This window comes from Bisbaumannia salifodinae, assembly GCF_055388505.1.
In genome coordinates this window covers 3,095,557-3,114,486 of record NZ_AP043781.1, presented here as the reverse complement: position 1 = coordinate 3,114,486, position 18,930 = coordinate 3,095,557, and the positions used below count along the sequence as shown (strand labels likewise).

Annotated in this window: 16 protein-coding genes and 1 tRNA gene; 12 read left to right on the top strand and 5 right to left on the bottom strand. The window is 67.0% G+C overall.

Going from position 1 to position 18,930, the window contains the following annotated elements; genetic code table 11:
• The first annotated feature begins 50 nt into the window (after positions 1-50).
• Positions 51-1,070, top strand: a complete 1,020-nt coding sequence (locus ACZ5EF_RS14630; RefSeq protein WP_346061182.1) for a porin — start codon at positions 51-53, stop codon at positions 1,068-1,070.
• 148 nt (positions 1,071-1,218) lie between these two features.
• Complete coding sequence (locus ACZ5EF_RS14625) at positions 1,219-2,223, top strand: hypothetical protein (protein WP_346061183.1); 1,005 nt, start codon at positions 1,219-1,221, stop codon at positions 2,221-2,223.
• Positions 2,224-2,375: 152 nt separating this feature from the next.
• On the opposite strand, the gene ACZ5EF_RS14620 is transcribed toward ACZ5EF_RS14625, so the two are convergent.
• Positions 2,376-3,515, bottom strand: coding sequence for a DcaP family trimeric outer membrane transporter (locus ACZ5EF_RS14620; RefSeq protein ID WP_346061184.1), 1,140 nt, complete (start codon positions 3,513-3,515; stop codon positions 2,376-2,378).
• A gap of 346 nt (positions 3,516-3,861) precedes the next feature.
• On the opposite strand from ACZ5EF_RS14620, the gene ACZ5EF_RS14615 reads away from it, so the two are divergent.
• Positions 3,862-5,844 (top strand): sensor domain-containing diguanylate cyclase, encoded by a 1,983-nt coding sequence (locus tag ACZ5EF_RS14615; protein WP_346061185.1) that lies wholly within the window; start codon positions 3,862-3,864, stop codon positions 5,842-5,844.
• Positions 5,845-5,968: 124 nt separating this feature from the next.
• On the opposite strand, the gene ACZ5EF_RS14610 is transcribed toward ACZ5EF_RS14615, so the two are convergent.
• Positions 5,969-6,045, bottom strand: a tRNA-Arg gene (locus ACZ5EF_RS14610).
• A gap of 35 nt (positions 6,046-6,080) precedes the next feature.
• Positions 6,081-8,171 (bottom strand): putative bifunctional diguanylate cyclase/phosphodiesterase, encoded by a 2,091-nt coding sequence (locus ACZ5EF_RS14605; RefSeq protein ID WP_346061186.1) that lies wholly within the window; start codon positions 8,169-8,171, stop codon positions 6,081-6,083.
• Between the two features lie 163 nt (positions 8,172-8,334).
• On the opposite strand from ACZ5EF_RS14605, the gene ACZ5EF_RS14600 reads away from it, so the two are divergent.
• The 3 genes from ACZ5EF_RS14600 to ACZ5EF_RS14590 all read left to right on the top strand — a co-directional run bounded on the left by ACZ5EF_RS14600 (position 8,335) and on the right by ACZ5EF_RS14590 (position 11,880).
• Positions 8,335-9,888, top strand: coding sequence for an amidase (locus tag ACZ5EF_RS14600; protein WP_346061187.1), 1,554 nt, complete (start codon positions 8,335-8,337; stop codon positions 9,886-9,888).
• A gap of 172 nt (positions 9,889-10,060) precedes the next feature.
• Complete coding sequence (locus ACZ5EF_RS14595) at positions 10,061-10,876, top strand: methyltransferase domain-containing protein (RefSeq protein ID WP_379730161.1); 816 nt, start codon at positions 10,061-10,063, stop codon at positions 10,874-10,876.
• A gap of 5 nt (positions 10,877-10,881) precedes the next feature.
• Entirely contained in the window at positions 10,882-11,880 is a 999-nt protein-coding gene (locus ACZ5EF_RS14590; RefSeq protein WP_346061189.1) for a methyltransferase, read from the top strand.
• Here the strand turns inward: ACZ5EF_RS14590 and greB are convergent, their stop codons facing one another.
• Complete coding sequence (greB, locus tag ACZ5EF_RS14585; RefSeq protein WP_346061190.1) at positions 11,881-12,423, bottom strand: transcription elongation factor GreB; 543 nt, start codon at positions 12,421-12,423, stop codon at positions 11,881-11,883. It abuts the gene before it with no gap.
• Between the two features lie 153 nt (positions 12,424-12,576).
• Here greB and ACZ5EF_RS14580 point away from each other — a divergent pair, with 153 nt between their 5' ends.
• The 6 genes from ACZ5EF_RS14580 to cysN all read left to right on the top strand — a co-directional run bounded on the left by ACZ5EF_RS14580 (position 12,577) and on the right by cysN (position 17,770).
• Positions 12,577-13,230, top strand: coding sequence for a tetratricopeptide repeat protein (locus tag ACZ5EF_RS14580; RefSeq protein ID WP_346061191.1), 654 nt, complete (start codon positions 12,577-12,579; stop codon positions 13,228-13,230).
• 102 nt (positions 13,231-13,332) lie between these two features.
• Positions 13,333-13,974 carry an NUDIX domain-containing protein gene (locus ACZ5EF_RS14575; protein WP_346061192.1) on the top strand — a complete coding sequence of 214 codons (642 nt, stop codon included), beginning with the start codon at positions 13,333-13,335 and terminating at the stop codon, positions 13,972-13,974.
• A gap of 4 nt (positions 13,975-13,978) precedes the next feature.
• Positions 13,979-14,425, top strand: a complete 447-nt coding sequence (locus ACZ5EF_RS14570) for a DUF1249 domain-containing protein (protein ID WP_346061193.1) — start codon at positions 13,979-13,981, stop codon at positions 14,423-14,425.
• Positions 14,425-15,159, top strand: a complete 735-nt coding sequence (locus ACZ5EF_RS14565; protein ID WP_346061194.1) for a phosphodiesterase — start codon at positions 14,425-14,427, stop codon at positions 15,157-15,159. The genes ACZ5EF_RS14570 and ACZ5EF_RS14565 overlap by 1 nt, the downstream gene beginning before the upstream one ends.
• 226 nt (positions 15,160-15,385) lie before the next feature.
• Positions 15,386-16,297 (top strand): sulfate adenylyltransferase subunit CysD, encoded by a 912-nt coding sequence (gene cysD / locus ACZ5EF_RS14560; RefSeq protein WP_346061195.1) that lies wholly within the window; start codon positions 15,386-15,388, stop codon positions 16,295-16,297.
• A gap of 48 nt (positions 16,298-16,345) precedes the next feature.
• Entirely contained in the window at positions 16,346-17,770 is a 1,425-nt protein-coding gene (gene cysN, locus ACZ5EF_RS14555) for a sulfate adenylyltransferase subunit CysN (protein WP_346061196.1), read from the top strand.
• 87 nt (positions 17,771-17,857) lie between these two features.
• Here cysN and ACZ5EF_RS14550 read toward each other — a convergent pair whose 3' ends face one another.
• Positions 17,858-18,928: a ChuX/HutX family heme-like substrate-binding protein gene (locus tag ACZ5EF_RS14550; RefSeq protein WP_346061197.1), complete on the bottom strand. Its 1,071-nt coding sequence runs from the start codon at positions 18,926-18,928 to the stop codon at positions 17,858-17,860.
• Positions 18,929-18,930: the final 2 nt, after the last annotated feature.

Sequence of the window (18,930 nt, the reverse complement as noted above, 5' to 3'; positions counted from 1 at the left end):
GCAACTACGCAGTAACGATCGAAACAGTAAGCTAGTAAGGACATATCGAGATGAAAAAGACTCTGTTAGCGACTGCCATCGCCGGCGCCATGGGCCTCTCCGCCGCTTCCGCTCAGGCTGCCACTGTCTATAACCAGGACGGTACCAAGCTGGATATCTACGGTAATATCCAGCTGGCCTATTACAACACTCAGGATGAAAACGGTAACAGCGAAGATGGTATCGCCGATAACGGTACCACCTTCGGTTTCGCCGCCGAGCACGTGATCAACCCGGGCCTGGTCGGTTACCTGAAGCTCGAGTTCGACGATATCAAAGCCGACGAAATGGCGACCGACATTGATGACGATGATGCCGGCGATACCGCCTATGTTGGCCTGCGTGGCGACTTCGGTGACGTTCGTGTCGGTTCCTACGACCAGCTGATCGACGACTGGATCCAGGACCCGATCACCAATAACGAAGGCTTCGACGTCTCCGATTCCACCGGCGTGCACGGCGACGGCGCCAACCAGCAGACCGACAAGGTGACCTACACCTCTCCGGTCTTCGGCGGCTTCCAGTTTGCCGTGGGTAGCCAGTACAAGGGTGACTTCGACTCCGCCGACAGCGGTGTCGACGAAGGTGGCAGCAACGCTTCCTTCTTCGGTGGTGCCAAGTACACCGTGGGTGCCTTCTCTATCGCCGCCGTCTACGACAACCTGGATAACACTCTCTACACCGATATCAACGGCAATGTTGATAGTGTCGGCGACCAGTACGGCGTAACCGCCCAGTACACCATCGACTCCCTGCGTCTGTCCGCCAAGGCCGAGCGCTTCGATGCCGATGCCGCCGATAGCGATGTCGACTTCCTGGCCCTGGGTGCCCGTTACGGCTATGGCATGGGCGACGTCTACGGCGCCTACCAGAACGTCGACCCGGATAATGAAGACGATCGCAACGAAGTCATCATCGGTGCGACCTACAATATCTCCGATGCCATGTACACCTGGGTCGAGGCCGCCTGGTACGACCAGGAAAACGACGAAGACGACGGCGTGGGCGTGGGTATCACCTACCTGTTCTAAGTCGTTCTCTGACGCCAGTCAGAACGCCTGATCGAACGATCGAAAGCCGACCCCCAGGGGTCGGCTTTTTTTATCGGGATCCGCCTCTAGACATGCTAGTCTCGGTGGCCTAGGAAAGTGGTTCCGATAGCCAGTAACAAGGAGTCCCATGAACGTTTCCAAGATAGCGATGGCCCTGGTGGTGGCGGGGCTCGCCGTCGGCGAGTCGGCCCTGGCCCAGAGCACGATGGAGCAGCGCTTCCGCGAGGAGGGGCGCCAGCTCGACCTGACCGGCTTCTTCAACGCCGAAAGCGATGCCCGTAGTCGCACCTTCAATTTCGGTAGCGAGCAGGAACACGCCTTCGAGGTCACCGAAGCGGGCACCTATGAGCTGCGCAGCGAACTGGCGGGAGACTACGAGCCCGACTACCGGCTGCGCCTGGCACTGCTGGATAGCGACGGTGCGGTGCTGGCCCGCTACGAGGGCCGAGGCGAGGCCCTGGCGCTGCGTCAGGCGCTAAGTCCGGGAGAGTATCGCCTGCGGGTGGAGGGCCAGAAGTTCGGTGCCCGGGGACAGGGCTCTCGCGGTTTTTATCTGACCGTGCATGGTCTCGAGGGGGCCAGCGTCGCCTCCGGGGATGGCGGTATCCTCTTTAGCCGTAGCGAGGAGAGCGACCAGGCCTTCGTGCGTAACGCCGAACGCTCGGTGCGTCTTGGCGCCGGCGCGTCAGCGGCCGCTTCGGCCGAGGTGGCTAGCGCCAGTAGTGAGGCTGTTGATACGGCGAGTGCCGGCGCCGAGGCGGAACCTGGCGAGCGCCAGGCGGCCGCCGAGTCCTCCGCTGAGGAGCCCGAGGTGCGCGAGCTGGTCACCGATGTGCGGATCCGCGCCCGGGGCGAGGTGATGACCTTCGAGCTGGCCGAGGCGGGCCGGGTCGCCATCGCCACCTCCACCTATCCGCCGGGCTACGAGAGCACCTACCGTATCGTGCTCGAGGTGGTGGACGGCCAGGGGAGTGTGGTGGCCGAGGGCGCCGGTCAGGGCTTCGACGGCAATGTGGCTATCGAGCCGCGGCTGCCCTCGGGTCAGTACCGGATTCGCGTCCAGGGCCAGAAGTTCGGCACCGGCATGTCCGGGGTCAATAACTACGAGCTGCGGGTGCGGCTGCTCGACTAGTCGAGCCTCGCTCCTGCCACAAGAAACAGGACGACGGGCCCAGATGGGCCCGTCGTCCTGTTTTAGGAGCAATAAAGAGCCCCGGCCGAGAATGGCCGGGGCAAGATCGAAAGTGCGGTAAGCCGGTAAGGGGCGCTTTTCGGCCCGCGGGCTTAGAAGCTGTACTGCACCATGCCCTGCAGGCGCAGGGCGTCGCCGTCGCGACCATCCACCACCTCGCGGCTGTGATAGCCCGCCTCGATGCCGTAGGTAACGTTGCGGATCGGCGACCAGATGTAGTTCAGGTGCACGACCTCGAAAGTCTCGTTGGCGCTGCCGGTGAGGGCGCCGGCGGCGACCGCCTCGTCCAGGTCGGCCTGGGCCACGCCATAGCCCAGGGTGACATTGCCGGGGCCGGCGGCGGCGGTGATGCCCAGGGTGCCGCCGGTGGCGCCGATGGTCTCCAGCTCGCCGGTGGCCGGATCCAGGTAGGCCGGGGCCGCCGGAGAACCTTCCAGATAACCGCCGATGCCATCGCCATGGGTCAGGGAGCCGCGCAGGGTCACCCCCTCGGCCACCCGGGCGCTGGCCTCCAGGTTCAGGCCCCAGCCGAAGGCGCTGTCCTTGCCGGTGTCGGTGGTGCCGGTGGTGTCATACTCCAGGTGGCGCAGCACGGCGGAGGCGCCATAGTTGAAGCCATTGACGCCGCCCTGATAGCGCAGGGTCAGGTCGGGTAGCTGGCTCTTGGTGTCGTCGGCCAGCGGCGAGCCGCCGAGGTTTTCGGGATCCTCCAGGGCCACCGAGAGACCGCCCGTGGTGTAGCGCAGCTGGGCCTGACGGCCCGCATTGCCCTGGCCCGGCTCCGGGGTGAAGTCGATGGTGGGGTTCATGCCCAGGAAGCCGCCGAAGTTGGACCAGGTCTGACCGGCCAGCACGCCGTTCCACTCCCCATAGGCGTGGCGCAGGCGGAAGCTGCCGCCGCCGCCGCCGAAGAAGTCGCCCTCGATGGTGGTCTTGAGTGTGCTGCCACCGGCGGGGGTGGCGGTGGAGAAGCCCAGGCGGCTCTGGAAGGCGTGCAGGGTGGTATGGCCGTCGGAGCCGGCTTCATCGTCCAGGCGAATCAGGGTGCGGTTGGCGCTGTTGCCGAGATCCGCATCCAGGTCATGGATGATATCCAGCTTGGCATAGCCGTAGATATTGGCGGTGGTCTCGCCGACCTGAAGCTCGTAGGCCTGGGAGGTGCCGGCGATGGCCAGGGCCAGGGCGGCGGTCGAGAAGAGTCCGGCTTGCTTGATCTTATTATGAGTCGTCACGTCTTGTTCCTTGTTTTATTGCGTATCATTACCTGCCTTCGGGCAGGTCTTATTGTTTGACGAATTAATCCGGGGATATCATCGGATGGTCGACAACTATCCCCTTGCGTCGATTGAGCAAGGTATCTCGCCATGGCGTTGATGACAATGGAGTGATACCTAGACAAAGGTTGTGTATATAAAAATGTATCCTAATTTTTGTTGGCTCTTGTCGCACCGAGCCGGCACTCATGGCGGGCGGGGTGGGTCACCAGGGGGAGCCGGGTGTAGGCTAGGATTGACAAGTGCTAAAGGAGAGGGCACCGGCGGGCGATAATCAGGCCGGAGCTTGGCATAAGGAAAAGGGATGCGATTGAAAGGAGTTCTGGGAATACGCGGTGGTCTGGGGTCGCTGAAGGGGCGACTGCTGCTGGGGCTGAGTGCCACCTGGGTGGTGGTCCTGGCGGGAGTGCTTGCCTTTGGCTGGCAACTGGGCCGGGACCTGGTCGAGGACCTCAATGGCACCCATCTGCGTTATGAGGCGCAACTGATCGCCGATGATCTCTCCGCCGAGATCGACAAGCGTATCTCGGCCCTGGAGCGCTTGGTGCCGCTGTTGGAGAGTCAGACCCTGGATGCCGAGTCCCTGCGCGACGGGCTGCGTCATAACGATGCCCTGCTGGCCTGGTTCGATGGCCTGGTGGTGGCGAATGCCGAGGGGCGAGTCGTCGCCGACTGGCCGTTCGTTCCCGGGCGGACTGGCCTGGAAATCGCTGCGGAAGACTTCTTCCGCCTGCCTCGTCATCTGGGGCGTCCCTATGTCAGCGAGCCCTTTCGGGGGCGTGCCAGCGGCGAGGCCCTGGTGATGATCAGCCTGCCCCTCGACGATGCAAACGGAAACTTTCTCGGCATCCTCGGCGGCCTGGTGAACCTGGCCGAAGGCAGCCTCTTCGATCGCCTGCGGCGCATTCGCCTGGGCGAGCATGGCTTCGCCGCCGTGGCCACCGCCTCGGGCACCATCCTGTTTCACCCCGACCCCGCCCTGGTACTACAGCCGGTGCCGGGACCCGATCAGGCCCCCTGGGCCGACCTGGCCCTGGATGGTTGGGAAGGAGTCGCCTATGCGCCCCTGCTTAGCGAGGAGATGTCCTTGCAGGCCTATCGGCAGATCTGGCCGGCCAACTGGGTGGTGGGCATCTTCCTGCCCCAGCGCGAGATGCAATCGGCACTGCAGGCGCTGATTCACCGGCTGGGCTGGGGTGGAGGGGTCGCCGTCCTGGTCATGCTGCCGCTGATCTTCTGGCGCATCGGTCGGGTGTTGGCGCCGCTGCGGCAACTGGAACGACAGATCGACGAGGTGGGGCAGGGAGAGCGCTCACGGATCGTCCTGGATACCCGCATGGGGGAGCTCGACCAGGTGGCGGCCACCTTCAACCGGGTCGAGCGGGAGCGTGCGGCCAGTCACGCTTCCCAGCAGGAACGCCAGGCCTTTCTCGATGCGGTACTGGAGTCGACCCCGACGGGGATCTTCGTCGCCGACCCGGCGGGGAAGACCTCCTATATGAACCCGGCCCTGCGAGCCCTGGTGGGGCATGGTGCCAAGCGCTCCTGGCCCTGGTATGCCAATCTGCACCCCGAGGAGCGTCAGGATGCCCTGGACCTGTGGCGGCATACCCTGGCCAGTGGCGAGGAGTTCCTGCGCCAGTGCCGTTTCTGTCATGCCGATGGCAGCGTGCTGTGGCTGGAGGTACACGCCACGGCGGTCAGGATCGGGCCGCGGCTGCTGGGTTTCGTGGGCATGGTCAAGGACATCACCGAGCGCCGCGAGATCGAGGCCCAGCAGCGCTGGGAGGCCGAGCATGATCCCCTTACCGGGTTGCTCAATCGGCGTGGCTTCGAGCGCCGACTGGAGGAGGCCTGGAGTGACTGGTGCAATCAGTCGGTACCGGCGGTACTGATCCTCTTCGACCTGGATCACTTCAAGCCGATCAATGACGAGGGCGGCCATGCCCTGGGCGATGAGTTGCTCCGGCGCCTCGCCGGGGCGGTATCGGGCTCGGTGCGCCGGAGTGACTGGGTGGCGCGCCTCGGCGGCGATGAGTTCGCCGTGCTGATGCCCGGCTGTGCCCTGACTCAGGGGCTGCCGGTGGCGGAGGCCCTGCGGCGTGCCGCCGCCGGGGTCTCGGTGGCGAAGGGCGGGCATCGCTACTCCACGACCCTGAGCCTGGGGGTCTCGAGCTTCGAGCCGGGCGATGCGGATGTGGGGGCGGCCCTGAAGCGCGCCGATGCCGCCAGCTATCGGGCCAAGCGCCTGGGACGCAACGGGGTGCAGGTAGCGGCGTTGGAATAATCCAGGAAGAGCAACGACTACCGTGACGAAGCGCTCGCGGTGTCCGTAGGGTGCTCGGAGAGGATTCGGAGAGGCTGGATAAGCGCGGGAAGCCAGAGCGGCCGCCCTGAAGTGCGGGTTGGCGTGGCGCCCCCTTCAGGATTCGAACCTGAGACCTATCCCTTAGGAGGGGATTGCTCTATCCAGCTGAGCTAAGGGGGCGAGCCGCGAGGATTATACGGATCCCGGGCGGCAAGTTAAACCCATGAGGGGCTGCCGATTTCCGCCTCGAGGGCGAAGCGTGGCGGGCGCGTCGGGGCCAGGTAGCGCTCGATGATCTCGCTCTCCGCCATGGGGTGACCGATATGAAAGCCTTGCGCCAGGTCGCAGCCCAGCAGGCGTAGCGTCTCCAGTTGCTCCTCGCTCTCGATGCCCTCCGCCAGTACCTGCAGCCCCATGGCGTGGCCCATGCGGATGATGCCGCTGACGAACTGGCGACGATCCTCCCGCGCCTCCACATGGCGGGTCACGGTGCGATCGACCTTGAGGGTGTTCAGCGGCAGCTGGCTGACATAGGTGATGGAGGAGATCCCCGAGCCGAAGTCGTCCAGGGCGATCTGGGCGCCCAGGTTACGGGCCTCCTGAAGCAGGCCACAGGCCAGGTCCAGGTCATGGAAGTGGGTCGATTCCAGTACCTCTGCCACCAGGAAGGGGTGCGTCAGGCCGTGGTGGTGACGCGCCGAGGCCAGGGATTCGACGATGGCGCCGGTCTCGATCTGATCCTGGGAGAGGTTGACGCCGATGGAGATCGCGTGACCCTCGGCATGGAAGCGCTTGGCGACCCGGGCCGCCTCGTCGATCAGCCAGCGGCCGTAGGGCAGGCTCAGCGACGACTGGGTGATCACGTCGATGAAATGCTGAGGACCGAGTATGCCCTTCTCGGGGTGGCGCCAACGGGCCAGGGCCTCGAAGCCGATGATGCTTCGGCGATGAATCGACAGGATCGGTTGGAAGAAGAGCTCGATCTGGCCGCCCTCGAAGGCCGCCTTGACCAGGGTATAGGCGTCCTGGCTCTCCGTCTGGCGTTCCAGGTCGGTGGCAAAGGCGAGGCGGTTCTTGCCTTGCTGCTTGGCCTCGTACATGGCGGCGTCGGCGGCGTCCAGCAACTGGGCGGCGCTGACCTCGTGGCTGGAGGTAAAGGCGATGCCGATGGATACCGAGACCTTGACCAGCTCGCCATTGTCGAGCTGGTAGGGGCGGATGATATCGTCCATCACCTTCCCGGCCACCTTGGCGGCCTTGTCGGCGGTGCCCAGGCCGGTCAGGGCAATCACGAACTCGTCGCCGCCGAAGCGGGCGGTGAGGTCGTTGGCGCGCATCAGGTGCTTGAGGCGGCGGCTTATCTCGATCAGCAGTTCATCGCCGCAGGCGTGGCCGTAGCTGTCGTTGATCGGCTTGAAGTCGTCCAGATCGAGAAACAACACCGCCAGGCCGCTCTGGGTATACTCCAGGCTGGCCAGCTGGCTCTCCAGCAGGGTATTGAAGTGCTCCCGGTTGAACAGCCCGGTCAGGGGGTCGTAGCTGGCCATGCGCTCGAGCCGCGCCTGGTTGAGGCGACGCTGGGTGATATCGCGGAACACCCCGATATAGTTGGCAATATGGCCGCTTTCGTCGCGAATCGCCGAGATCGTAGTGTTTTCGATCAGTTGGCTGCCATCCTTGCGGGTGTTCCAGATGTCGCCGCTCCAGTAGCCACGGCTCTCCACCGCGGCGAACATGCTCTCGTAGAAGCCGGAGTCGTGCTTGCCGGAGGAGAGCAGGTTGGGCTTCTTGCCCAGGGCCTCGTCGCGCTGGTAACCGGTCAATTCGGTGAAGGCCGGGTTGGTATCGATGATGCGCTTCTCGGCATCGGTGACCAGGATGCCGTCATGGGTGTTGTTGAATACCGCCTGGGCCAGTTCCAGGCGACGCTGATACGCCTCGCGCTGGCTGACGTCCCGATGGATGCCGATCAGGTAGCGTCGACCATCCGTGAGGCGCAGGCGTGACAGACTCAGTTCATTGCGGAAGGGCTCGCCATCCCCTCGCCGACAGGTCAGCGTCAGGGTAAAGGGGTGGCCATTACGCAGCGCGCTCATCAGCGCCTGGCGGTGCGTCTCTTCCAGTCCCTCGGAATCCAGTAGCGGACAGCGACCACCCAGCAGCTCCTCGCGAGCGTAGCCGGTGAGGCGCTCGAAGGCGTGATTGACATAGGCCAGTCGGCCGCCGAGGGTATCGCCCTCGCTGATGCAGATCGCCAGGCTGGGGAAGTCGAGCAGCGTGCCGAGGTCGCCGTGGAATGGGCTCAAGAGGTCTCTCCCTGGGTGATGCAATGGCCTGAGTCGGGGGTAAGGTGTTATCGGCGGTATGTCATTGTAGCTTTAATGTTATCTGGCGTTTTCTTCGATAACGACTTGATCATCTGATCTATTCGATCATGCTGATGGCTCGGGCGGAGGTAAGGGAAGGGCAATGAAGGATCATGAGTACCGTCGCCATGACGGCCTGGGGCTGGCGGCCCTGATACGCAGCGGCGAGGTCAGTCGCGAGGAGGTCTTCGAGGCGGCCTGTACCGCCATCGACCTGGACAACCCCCAGTTGGGCGCGGTGGTGCGCCGGCGCTACGAGCGGGCCCGTCATGAGGCCGGTGAGGTGGAGCCGCGTGCGCCTTTCGCCGGGGTGCCCTTCCTGACCAAGGACCTGCTGATGGGGCTGGCGGACGAGCCGCTGAGCTTCGGCAGTGCCGCCCTGGCCGACTGGTCGCCCGAGGCGGATGCCACCCTGGTCAAGCGCTTCCGCCAGGCCGGCCTGGTGATCCTCGGCCAGAGCGGCTGCCCGGAGCTGGGGCTGATGGGCATCACCGAGCCCAAGGCCTTTCCCCACCCGGTCAATCCCTGGGGGCGCGACTACTCGCCGGGCGGCTCCAGCGGCGGCAGTGCCGCCGCGGTAGCCGCGGGCCTGGTGCCCCTGGCGGGGGCCGGGGATGGCGGCGGTTCGATCCGCATTCCCGCCAGCCAGTGCGGCCTCTTCGGCCTCAAGCCCTCCCGCGGGCGGGTGCCGCTGGGGCCCGCCCATAGCGAGGTGTGGCAGGGCGCCGTCGTCGAACATGCCCTGACCCGCAGCGTCCGCGACAGCGCCGCCCTGCTGGATGCCACCAACGGCATGGATGAGGGCGGGCCCTATCCGGTGCGCCACGAGAGCGGCTTCCTGGCGGCCCTGGAGCGCGCCCCGGAGCCGCTGACCATCGCCGTGTCCCTGGGCGAGCCGCTAAGCGCGCCCCTGGGCGCGACCCTGCACCCCCAGGTGCGCGAGGCGCTGGAGGCCGCGGCACGGCGCTGCGAGGCCCTGGGGCATCATGTGGAATGGGGTGATCCCCCGGTGGACGGCGCGGCCCTGGCCCACAGCTACCTGACGCTCTACCTGGGGCACCTGAGCGCCGACCTGGCATGGATCGCCGAGCAGACCGGGGTCAGGGAGTCGCGGCTGGCGATCGAACCGGCCACCCGCGCCATCGCGCGACTCGGCCGTCACCTCAAGGCTCGCGACTACGAGCTGGCCAAGCGCCACTGGAACACCCTGGGGCGCGCCATGGGCGCCTTCCATCGTCGCTTCGACCTGTTATTGATGCCGGTGCTCAGCGCCCCGCCGCCACGGCGCGGTAGTCTCTATCCGAGCCGCTGGCGGGAGGCCCTGATGGGCCTGCTGGCGCTGCCCGGCGCCGCCGCCCTGGCCCTCAGGGCGGGCGGGCTCGAGTCCCTGGCCCGGGAGTCGCTGCGCTACTCGCCCTTTACCCAGCTGGCCAACCTGACCGGCCAGCCGGCCATGTCGCTGCCGCTACATATTACCCCGCAGGGACTGCCGGTGGGGGTGCAGTGCCTGGGCCCCATGGGCAGCGAACGGCGCCTGCTGCAGTTCGCCGCCCAACTGGAGCGGGAGGTGAACTGGGCGAGCCGTCTGCCCCTGGAAGTGCGTCCTGAGCCGCGCCCCGAGAGCGACCAGGAGGCCGGAGGCGCCGGTCGTTCCTAGGTTTTGTACGAAAAGTCGGCGAGCGATGGCCAGACAAGGCAAAAATCGGCGAAAAGACGGAGTTTACGCGGTGTAAATGAGTACTTTGAGCCGATTTTTAACGCCGTATGGGCGAGCGCAGGCAGTTTTCGTACAGAGCCTAAGGTTCGCCGCGAGCCGCACAGCGGATAGAATGGGCACCCCCTTGACCTCAGGATCTGCCACCTTGCCCAGCGACGCGCCCCTCTCCGCCGATGGCGATCGCCACTTCGAGGGCCTGGCCGAGAAGTTCTCCGCCGGCCTCTATGGCTCGCCCCGCGGCGCCCTGCGCCTGGCGCTGCTCGATCACTGCCTGCCCCGCCAGCTCGAGCTCGGCGGCCAGCCGCTGCTCGACGTGGGCGGTGGCCTGGGGCAGATGGCCGCCTGGTTCGCCGCGCGTGGCCACGACGTGACCCTGGCCGAGCCCGCCGAGGAGATGCTGGCCCGGGCCCGGCAGGCCCTGGCGGGGCAGTCGGTACGTTTCCTGCGTGAGCCCCTGCAGCGCCTGCCCGAGGCGGCTCCGGGGCCCTGGCCGCTGATCGTCTGCCATGCGGTGTTCGAGTGGCTGGCCGACCCCGAGGCGGCCCTGGCCACCCTGGCGGGTCTGCTGGCCCCCGGCGGCCAGTTGTCGCTGATGGTCTTCAACCGGGACGCCCTGCGCTTCTCCAATGTGGTCAAGGGCAACCTGGAGAAGGCCCTGGCGGACCGCCTGGAGGGCACCGGCCGGCGCCAGCGCCTGACCCCCATCTCGCCGCTGACCCATGACCAGATCGCCACCTGGGCCGAGGCCCGGGGGCTCGAGATCACCGCCGTGGCGGGGATCCGCGTCTTCCAGGACTACCTGCGCGAGCGCCATCCCGACGAGGCGCAGCTGAAGCAGCTGCTGGCGCTGGAGCGCCGCTACTGCGACGTCGAGCCCCACTGGCGCCTGGGGCGTTACCTGCTCTATACCCTGCACAAACCCGAGTGACCGCCATGCCCGCCGAGACCCCCGTCTGCCAACTCCTCGAACGCCAGGAGCAGGACCACCGCCACTGGCTCTGGGTGGCCCCGCCCCGGGACGCCTGGCTCACCCCGCGAGACGCCGCCCTGCTCAGTGGCGATGCGGCCCAGTCGACCGACTGGCGCGCCCGGGGTGGCGTGGTCCATGACCCCTTCTCGACCGCCCCCCTGGGCGAGGTGCCGGGGGCGGTGCTGTTCTGGCCCAAGAGCCATGCCCTGGGGGAGTGGTGGCTGCTGTCGCTCTGCCAGCGCCTGCCCGAGGGCACCCCCCTGTGGCTGGTGGGGGAGAACAACGGCGGCATCAAGCGGGTGCTCAAGGTGCTGGCGGCCCTGGGGCTGGGCTGTCGCAAGCGCGACAGCGCCCGGCGCTGCAGCCTCTTCGAGACCCGGGTGGGGCGGGTGGCCCTCGACCCGGCCCTGGCCTGGCAGACCCTCGAGGCCGAGGGACTGACCCTGCATAGCCATCCGGGGGTCTTCGGTCATGGCAAGCTGGACGACGGCACCCGGCTGCTGTTGGAGACCCTGGCGCCGCGCCTGCCCGAGGGCCCCTTGCGCGCCCTGGACATGGGCTGCGGCGACGGCATCCTGGCCTGCTGGCTGGCCCGCCGCGGGGCCAGGGTCAGTGCCACCGATATCAACGCCTTCGCGGTGGAGGCGACCCGGCGCAGCCTGGCCGCCAACGACCTGGCCGGGGAGGTGGTGGCCGGGGACGTCTACTCGGGGCTGCCCGAGGGGGCGCGCTTCGAGCGCATCATCAGCAACCCGCCCTTTCATCAGGAGCGGGCCATCGACTATGGGCCGGCGGGGCGGCTGATTCGCGAGGCCCCCGAGCATCTCACGCCCGGGGGCGAGCTGTGGCTGGTGGCCAATGCCTTCCTGCCCTATCCCGACCTGCTGGAGGCCAGCTTCGGCGGCTTCGAGATCCTCGCCGACGACCGCCGTTTCCGGGTCTATCGAGCCATCAAACGCTGATTATTTGCTGCTGGGCTCCCGGTAGCGAATCCCGGTAATCAGATAGGTGGTCTCGCCGCCGGGGGCGGCCACCGTCACCTCGTCGTCCTCTTCCTTGCCCAGCAGCGCCTTGGCCAGGGGCGCGTCGATGCTGATCCAGCGCTTGGCGGTATCGGTCTCGTCGTGGCCGACGATACGCAGGGTCATCTCCTCGCCGTCGTCGTCCTCCAGGGTGACAAAGGCGCCGAAGTAGACCCGGGAAGTGTCCGCCGGCAGGCGATCCACCACCTGCAGCTCGTCGAGGCGCTTGGTCAGGTAACGGATCCGCGCGATCACCCGGTTGAGTTCCTTCTTGTTGTAGGTGTAGTCGGCATTCTCGCTGCGATCGCCGAGGGCTGCCGCCTCGCCCACCTTGGCCGATAGGGCCGGGCGCTTGACCCGGGAGAGGTGGTCGAGGATGCCACGCAGGCGCTCGGCGCCCTCGGCGGTGATCAGGTGGCTCTTGGGCTCCTGGCGCGGGTCCTTGGCCGGATCGCGCCAGCGGGTCATATTGCGGCCTTTCATGCGGGCTCTCCTTGGAACTATTGCTGCGACCATACTGCGCCGATCCGACGCCGCCAAGGGGCGCCTACGACTTTGGTGGGCTAGGGCATGATTCAAACGTTCGTTAGAGTGCCGGGTGAGTCATCGCCACAACAACAAGCAAGGAGTCCGACCATGCGCAAGCGTTATCCCCTCTCCGCCCTGGCCCTGGCCCTGGCCCTGGCCCTGGCCCTGGGGCTCGGCCTCGCCCTCTCGCCGCCGGCCTTCGCTCAGCAGCAGGAGGCCGCCGAGCTGCGACAGCAGTGGGAGCGGGTCACCACCCAGCCCGGCGAGCAACGCGATGCCCTGGCGGCCCTGGCCGAGCGGGCCGAGGCCCTGGTGAGGCAGTATCCCGAGGCCGCGGAGCTGCTGACCTGGCAGGGCATTATCCTCGCCTCCGAGGCCCGGGAGCGGGGCGGCCTGGGCGCCCTGAACCGGGCCCGCGGCGCCCGGGAGGCCCTGGAGCGGGCCATCGAACTCGACCCCCAGGGCCTCAATGGCTCCGCCTATGTGACCCTGGGCGCGCTCTACGATCGGGTGCCGGGCGGGCTGATCGGCTTCGGCGATGACGACACCGCCGAGGCGATGTTCCAGCGGGCCCTGGCGATTCGCCCCCAGGGCATCGACGTCAACTTCTACTACGCCGAGTTCCTCGCCGAATCGGGACGTCAGGACGAGGCCAGAGAACACGCCCGCCGTGCCCTGGAGGGCGAGGCGCGCACCGAGCGCCAGGCCTCCGACGAGGCCCTGCGTACCCAGGCCCGGGCCCTGCTGCGCCGCCTCGAGTAATCCGCTCCGTCATGGATCTGCCATGGCGAAGGCGATGCCCCGGCGGTTGGCATTGCCGCCCCATGACCGGATAATGGCTCCTTCGCTGACCCCGGAGGTGTCATGGCCGATACCGGCGACCGATCCTTGACCCTGCTCCGGCCCCGCTTCGGCAATACTGATGTGGAGCGCCTGGAGACCACCCGCCTGCATCAGGGCTTCTTCCGCCTGGAGGAGCGCACCCTGCGCCACCGCCTCTTCCAGGGCGGCTGGAGCCCCGCCATCAAGCGCGAGGTGCATGTGCGCCGGGACGCCGTGGGCGTGCTGCCCTATGACGTGGAGCGCGATCGCGTGGTGCTGGTGGAGCAGTTGCGTGCCGGCGCCCTGGATGACCCCCTGGGCCCCTGGAAGCTGGAACCGGTGGCCGGCCTGGTGGAGGCGGGGGAGGCCCCCGCCGAGGTGGCCCGCCGCGAGGCCCTCGAAGAGGCGGGCTGCAGCCTCGACGAGCTGATCGAGCTGCACACCTACTACCCCAGCCCCGGCGCCTGCAACGAGCGGGTCACCCTCTACCTGGGGTTGACCGACAGCCGCGGCCTGGGGGGCGTGCACGGCCTGGACAGCGAGCACGAGGATATCCAGGTACATGTGCTACCCTTCGGCGAGGCCTGGGAACTCCTCGAGGCCGGACGACTCGACAACGCCATGTGCCTGATCGCCTTCCACTGGTTGGCGCGGGAGCGGGCCGCATTGCGAGCACGGAGGTAACGCCATGGCAAGAGCCGCCTATGTATCCGACCTCAAGGGGCTGCAGGCCGAGTGCAGCATCAACTACCTGCGCCTGTCGCGCCTGGTGGGGGAGCTCGGCCCCGGCGAGACCCGCGAGATCGCCCTGCGCGGCCGCGACCAGCGCTACGGTTCCCTGTGGCTGGAACTGGTCGAACAGGCCCCCTACACCAGCCGCCTGCGGGTCTCCCAGAGCGGCGTCATGGACGCCTTCGTCGAGGCACCGCGCATGCTGGTGCACCTCTATCACGACGTGCGCATGGCCGAGGTCACCGACTTCCAGCGCCAGCGCCACTTTCATGGGCGTTACCGCTACCCCAATGCCCGCATGCACCAGCCCGACGAGAAGCTGCAGATCAACCGCTTCCTCGGCGAATGGTTGGAGCATGCCCTGGCCCATGGTCACTCCCTGGATCTGCCGGAGCTGAATTGATGCGCCTGGTGCAAGTCACCGATTGTCACCTGCATGCCGACCCCGAGGCCCGTTCCCGGACCGGCGTGCCCCTGCGCCAGCTGCATCGGGTGCTGGAACATGCCCGGCGGCTGCGCCCCGACCTGCTGCTGGTCACCGGCGATGTCAGCCAGGACGAGACCCCCGCCTCCTATCGCCACGCCGCGGAGGCCTTCTCCGCCATGGAGTGCCCCTGGTTCTGGCTGCCCGGCAATCACGATCACGGCGACTTCATGGCCGAGGCCCGCGATTTCCACGACGAGCTCGATCTGGGCGCCTGGCGGCTGCTGATGCTCGATACCCGGGTGATCGGCCAGCCCCATGGCGAACTGGGTGCCGAGCGCCTCGCTGACCTGGCCAGCGCCCTGGCCATGGACGAGCGACCCACCCTGGTGGCCATGCACCATCCGCCCCTGGCCATCGGCTCCGCCTGGATGGACGCCATCGGCCTGGCCGACGGCGAGGCCTTCTGGGAGACCCTGGCGCCTCACCCCCAGGTCAAGGCGGTGCTCTGCGGGCATATCCACCAGGCCTTTGCCGGGGCGCGGGCCCTGCCCGAGGGTGAGGTGGCGGTCTATGGCACGCCCGCCACCACCGACCAGTTTCTCGGCGGCTCCCCCGAGTTCGCCATCGACCAGGCCTCCCGTCCCGGCTACCGGGTGATCGACCTGGATGGCGAGCGGCTGACCACCTGGGTGGAGCGGGTCGACCTCTAGGCGGTCGGACGGCCCCTCTTATGCCTTAATCGGCTAAAAAGATAGTTCTTAATTCTTTGACGTTATCATTGCCCCCTCAGTACCCTAGCCGGCATGACGCTGCCATGGCGCGTCCGCGGGCGCTTATCCGGTCGATCGACCCCCAGCGCTCGGCGTCGACCGGCGCCACTGGCAGCCCACCCACGGCGATGCGCCGTCCCAGGTTACAAGAGGTTGCCAAGCCGCGATGCTTTCTCCCGAGCGACAGACCCATCTCAAGCAACTCGAAGCCGAGTCGATCCATATCATCCGTGAAGTGGCCGCCGAGTTCCGCAACCCGGTAATGCTCTACTCCATCGGCAAGGACTCCTCGGTGATGCTGCATCTGGCGCGCAAGGCCTTCTATCCCGGCACGCCTCCCTTCCCCTTGATGCATATCAATACCACCTGGAAGTTCAAGGAGATGATCGAGTTCCGCGACCGCATGGCCGCGGAAGCCGACATGGAGCTGATCGAGTACATCAACGAGGAGGGGCGGGCGGCCAATATCAACCCCTTCGATCACGGCAGCGCCAAGTACACCGATACCATGAAGACCCAGGCCCTCAAGCAGGCCCTGGACAAGTACGGCTTCGATGCCGCCTTCGGCGGTGCCCGCCGCGACGAGGAGGCCAGTCGCGCCAAGGAGCGGGTCTACTCCTTCCGCGACAAGTTCCACCGCTGGGATCCCAAGAACCAGCGCCCGGAGCTGTGGAGCCTCTTCAACGGCAAGATCAACAAGGGTGAGTCGATCCGCGTCTTCCCGCTCTCCAACTGGACCGAGCTGGATATCTGGCAGTACATCTACCTGGAACAGATTCCCATCGTGCCCCTCTACTACGCCGCGCCGCGTCCGGTGGTGGAGCGCGACGGCATGCAGATCATGGTGGACGACGAGCGCCTGCCCCTGGAGCCGGGCGAGGTTCCCGAGGAGAAATGGGTGCGCTTCCGTACCCTGGGCTGCTACCCCCTCACCGGGGCGGTGGAGTCCCAGGCCGCGACCCTGCCGGAGATCATCCAGGAGATGCTGCTGACCCGCACCTCCGAGCGTAGCGGCCGCGCCATCGACCACGATCAGGCCGGCTCCATGGAGAAGAAGAAGCGCGAAGGCTACTTCTAACGCGCCGACGGTTCATCGGGTCACCAGCTTCCAGTAAAGGGTTTGAAGATGTCACATCAATCGGCACTGATCGCGGACGATATCGAACAGTATCTCCACGAGCACGAGAACAAGGATCTGCTGCGCTTTATCACCTGCGGCAGCGTGGATGACGGCAAGTCGACGCTGATCGGCCGGCTGCTCCACGACTCCAAGATGATCTACGAGGATCAACTGGCGGCCATCACCCAGGCCTCCAAGACCAGCGGTACCACCGGCGAGGAGGTGGACCTGGCGCTGCTGGTGGACGGCCTGCAGTCGGAGCGCGAGCAGGGCATCACCATCGATGTGGCCTATCGCTTCTTCTCCACCGACAAGCGCAAGTTCATCATCGCCGACACCCCGGGCCACGAGCAGTACACCCGCAATATGGCCACCGGGGCCTCCACCGCGAGTCTCGCCATCATCCTGATCGACGCCCGTTACGGGGTGCAGACCCAGACCCGGCGCCACAGCTTTATCGCCGACCTGCTGGGCATCCAGCACCTGGTGGTGGCGATCAACAAGATGGACCTGGTGGACTTCGCCGAGGAGCGCTTCCACGAGATCGTCGCCGAGTACCAGCAGGTGGCCGAGAAACTGAATGCCCGGGATATCCGCTTCGTGCCGATCTCGGCGCTGAAGGGCGATAACGTGGTCAACCAGAGCGAGGGGATGCCCTGGTACGACGGCCCGGCGCTGCTCGAGCTGCTCGAGGGCGTGGAGATCTCCCGCGACCAGAACCTCACCGACCTGCGCCTGCCGGTGCAGTACGTCAATCGCCCCAACCTGGATTTCCGCGGCTACTGCGGCACCCTGGCCGCCGGCATCCTGCGTCCCGGCCAGGCCATTCAGGTGCTGCCCTCCGGCAAGCGCTCCACGGTGGCACGCATCGTCACCCAGGATGGCGACCTGGAGGTGGCCTATCCCGGCCAGGCGATCACCGTGACCCTGGAGGACGAGATCGATGTTTCCCGGGGCGACTGGCTGGTCGCCGCCGATGCCGAGGTGCCCAGCTCCAACGTCTTCGAGGCGGATATCGTCTGGATGCATGAGGATGCCCTGACCCCGGGTCGCCTCTACGACTTCAAGCTGGCCACCCGGGACATCTCTGGCCAGGTCAGTGCCATCGACTACCAGGTGGACGTCAATACCCTGGAGCATCACCCGGCGGAGCGCCTGGAGCTCAATACCATCGCCCGCTGCCAGGTGGAGCTGACCGCCGAGGTGCCGGTGGACGACTATCGCCGTAGCCCGGGCACCGGCAGCTTCGTGGTGATCGATCGCCTGAGCAACGTCACCGTGGGTGCCGGCATGGTTCGCGGCTTGGGGCAGGCTCGCCAGGCCCAGCCCGGCCAGGTGGACTGGGCCGCCTTCGAGCAGGACCTCAATGCCCTGGTGCGCAAGCACTTCCCGCATTGGGAAGCCAAGGATATTCGCGACCTGCTGGGTTAAGTCAAAGCCCAGGTGAAGCGACGCCCCCGATGGTCTCTGCCGTCGGGGGCGTCCGTGTTTTTAGCGGGCCGCGTACCAGTCAGTGGCTCATGCCACCGCCACCTCGTCGCGCAGCTCGGCCAGCAGGTCGCGCCAGTCGCCTCGCTCGACGCTACCCTCGCGGCGCTCGGCGTAGACTTGCAGGATCAGCTCGCCCCGGGGGTCGAAGGCCTCCAGGCTGGTGACGCCGCCATCCCGGTTGGGCTTGTGTACCGACCAGGCGCTGGCGATGGCGGCGTCGTCCAGGTGCAGGGTGAAGTCGTCACCGAAGAGGTTCAGCCAGCCGCGCATCCGCTGTGGCGCCGGCAGGCGCCCGGTGCGGATCTGCACGCAGCCGGGGCTGGCGACGAAGAGCATCAGCGGGAGCTCCCGGGTGGCGGCCCGCTCCAGGGCCGTGGTCAGCGCCGTGGCGTCGAGGCGGCGGGTAAAACGCCCCTCCATCAGGGTATTGGCCTCGTGGCGGGTCAGACCGTGACGGCGCAGCAGGGTATAGAACTGGTGGACGTCGCGCATCCGCGCCCAGTCGTCGGCCAGTCCCGGGGCCTCCGGCAGGGGGCGGGGTGCGGGATGTGCCGCCCCGGTGAAGACCGGTGGGTGGGCGTTGCCGATGCGCTCCAGGGTCTGCCAGCCGCGGTTCGGCCAGGCTGCCAGGCAGAACAGCTTGAGCAGGGCGCGGCCGTGGCGATCGAAGACCTGCAGGCTAAGGCGTTCCTGGGCCTCACCCCGCTCATTGGGCAGGGTGTCACGGATCAGGCAGGCCCAGTGCCAGTGGGCGAACAGCAGGCGCATATCCAGGCCGCCGGGGGCCAGCAGCAGGCCGGCCTGGGGGGCGCCACCGAGCTCCGGGCACTGGCCCTGCTGCTCCAGCACCGCGTGGCGGGAGCGGGTCAGCGCCTTGACCCGCCCCAGGGTATGGAAACGCCCGGCGAGCTCCGCCGGGGCCAGGGGCAGGCCGACGACGTCGCGGCCCAGGCGGGCGGCCTGCAGGGCGCCCTCGCTGATCGACAGGCGTTGGGCGATATCGATGGCCGGCAGGCGCGGGGTGGCGCGACGGGCGGCATCGAAGGCCGCCAGGATGGCACTCTGGTCGTGGGAGGGGGCGCGTTCGAGTTCGGGCATTA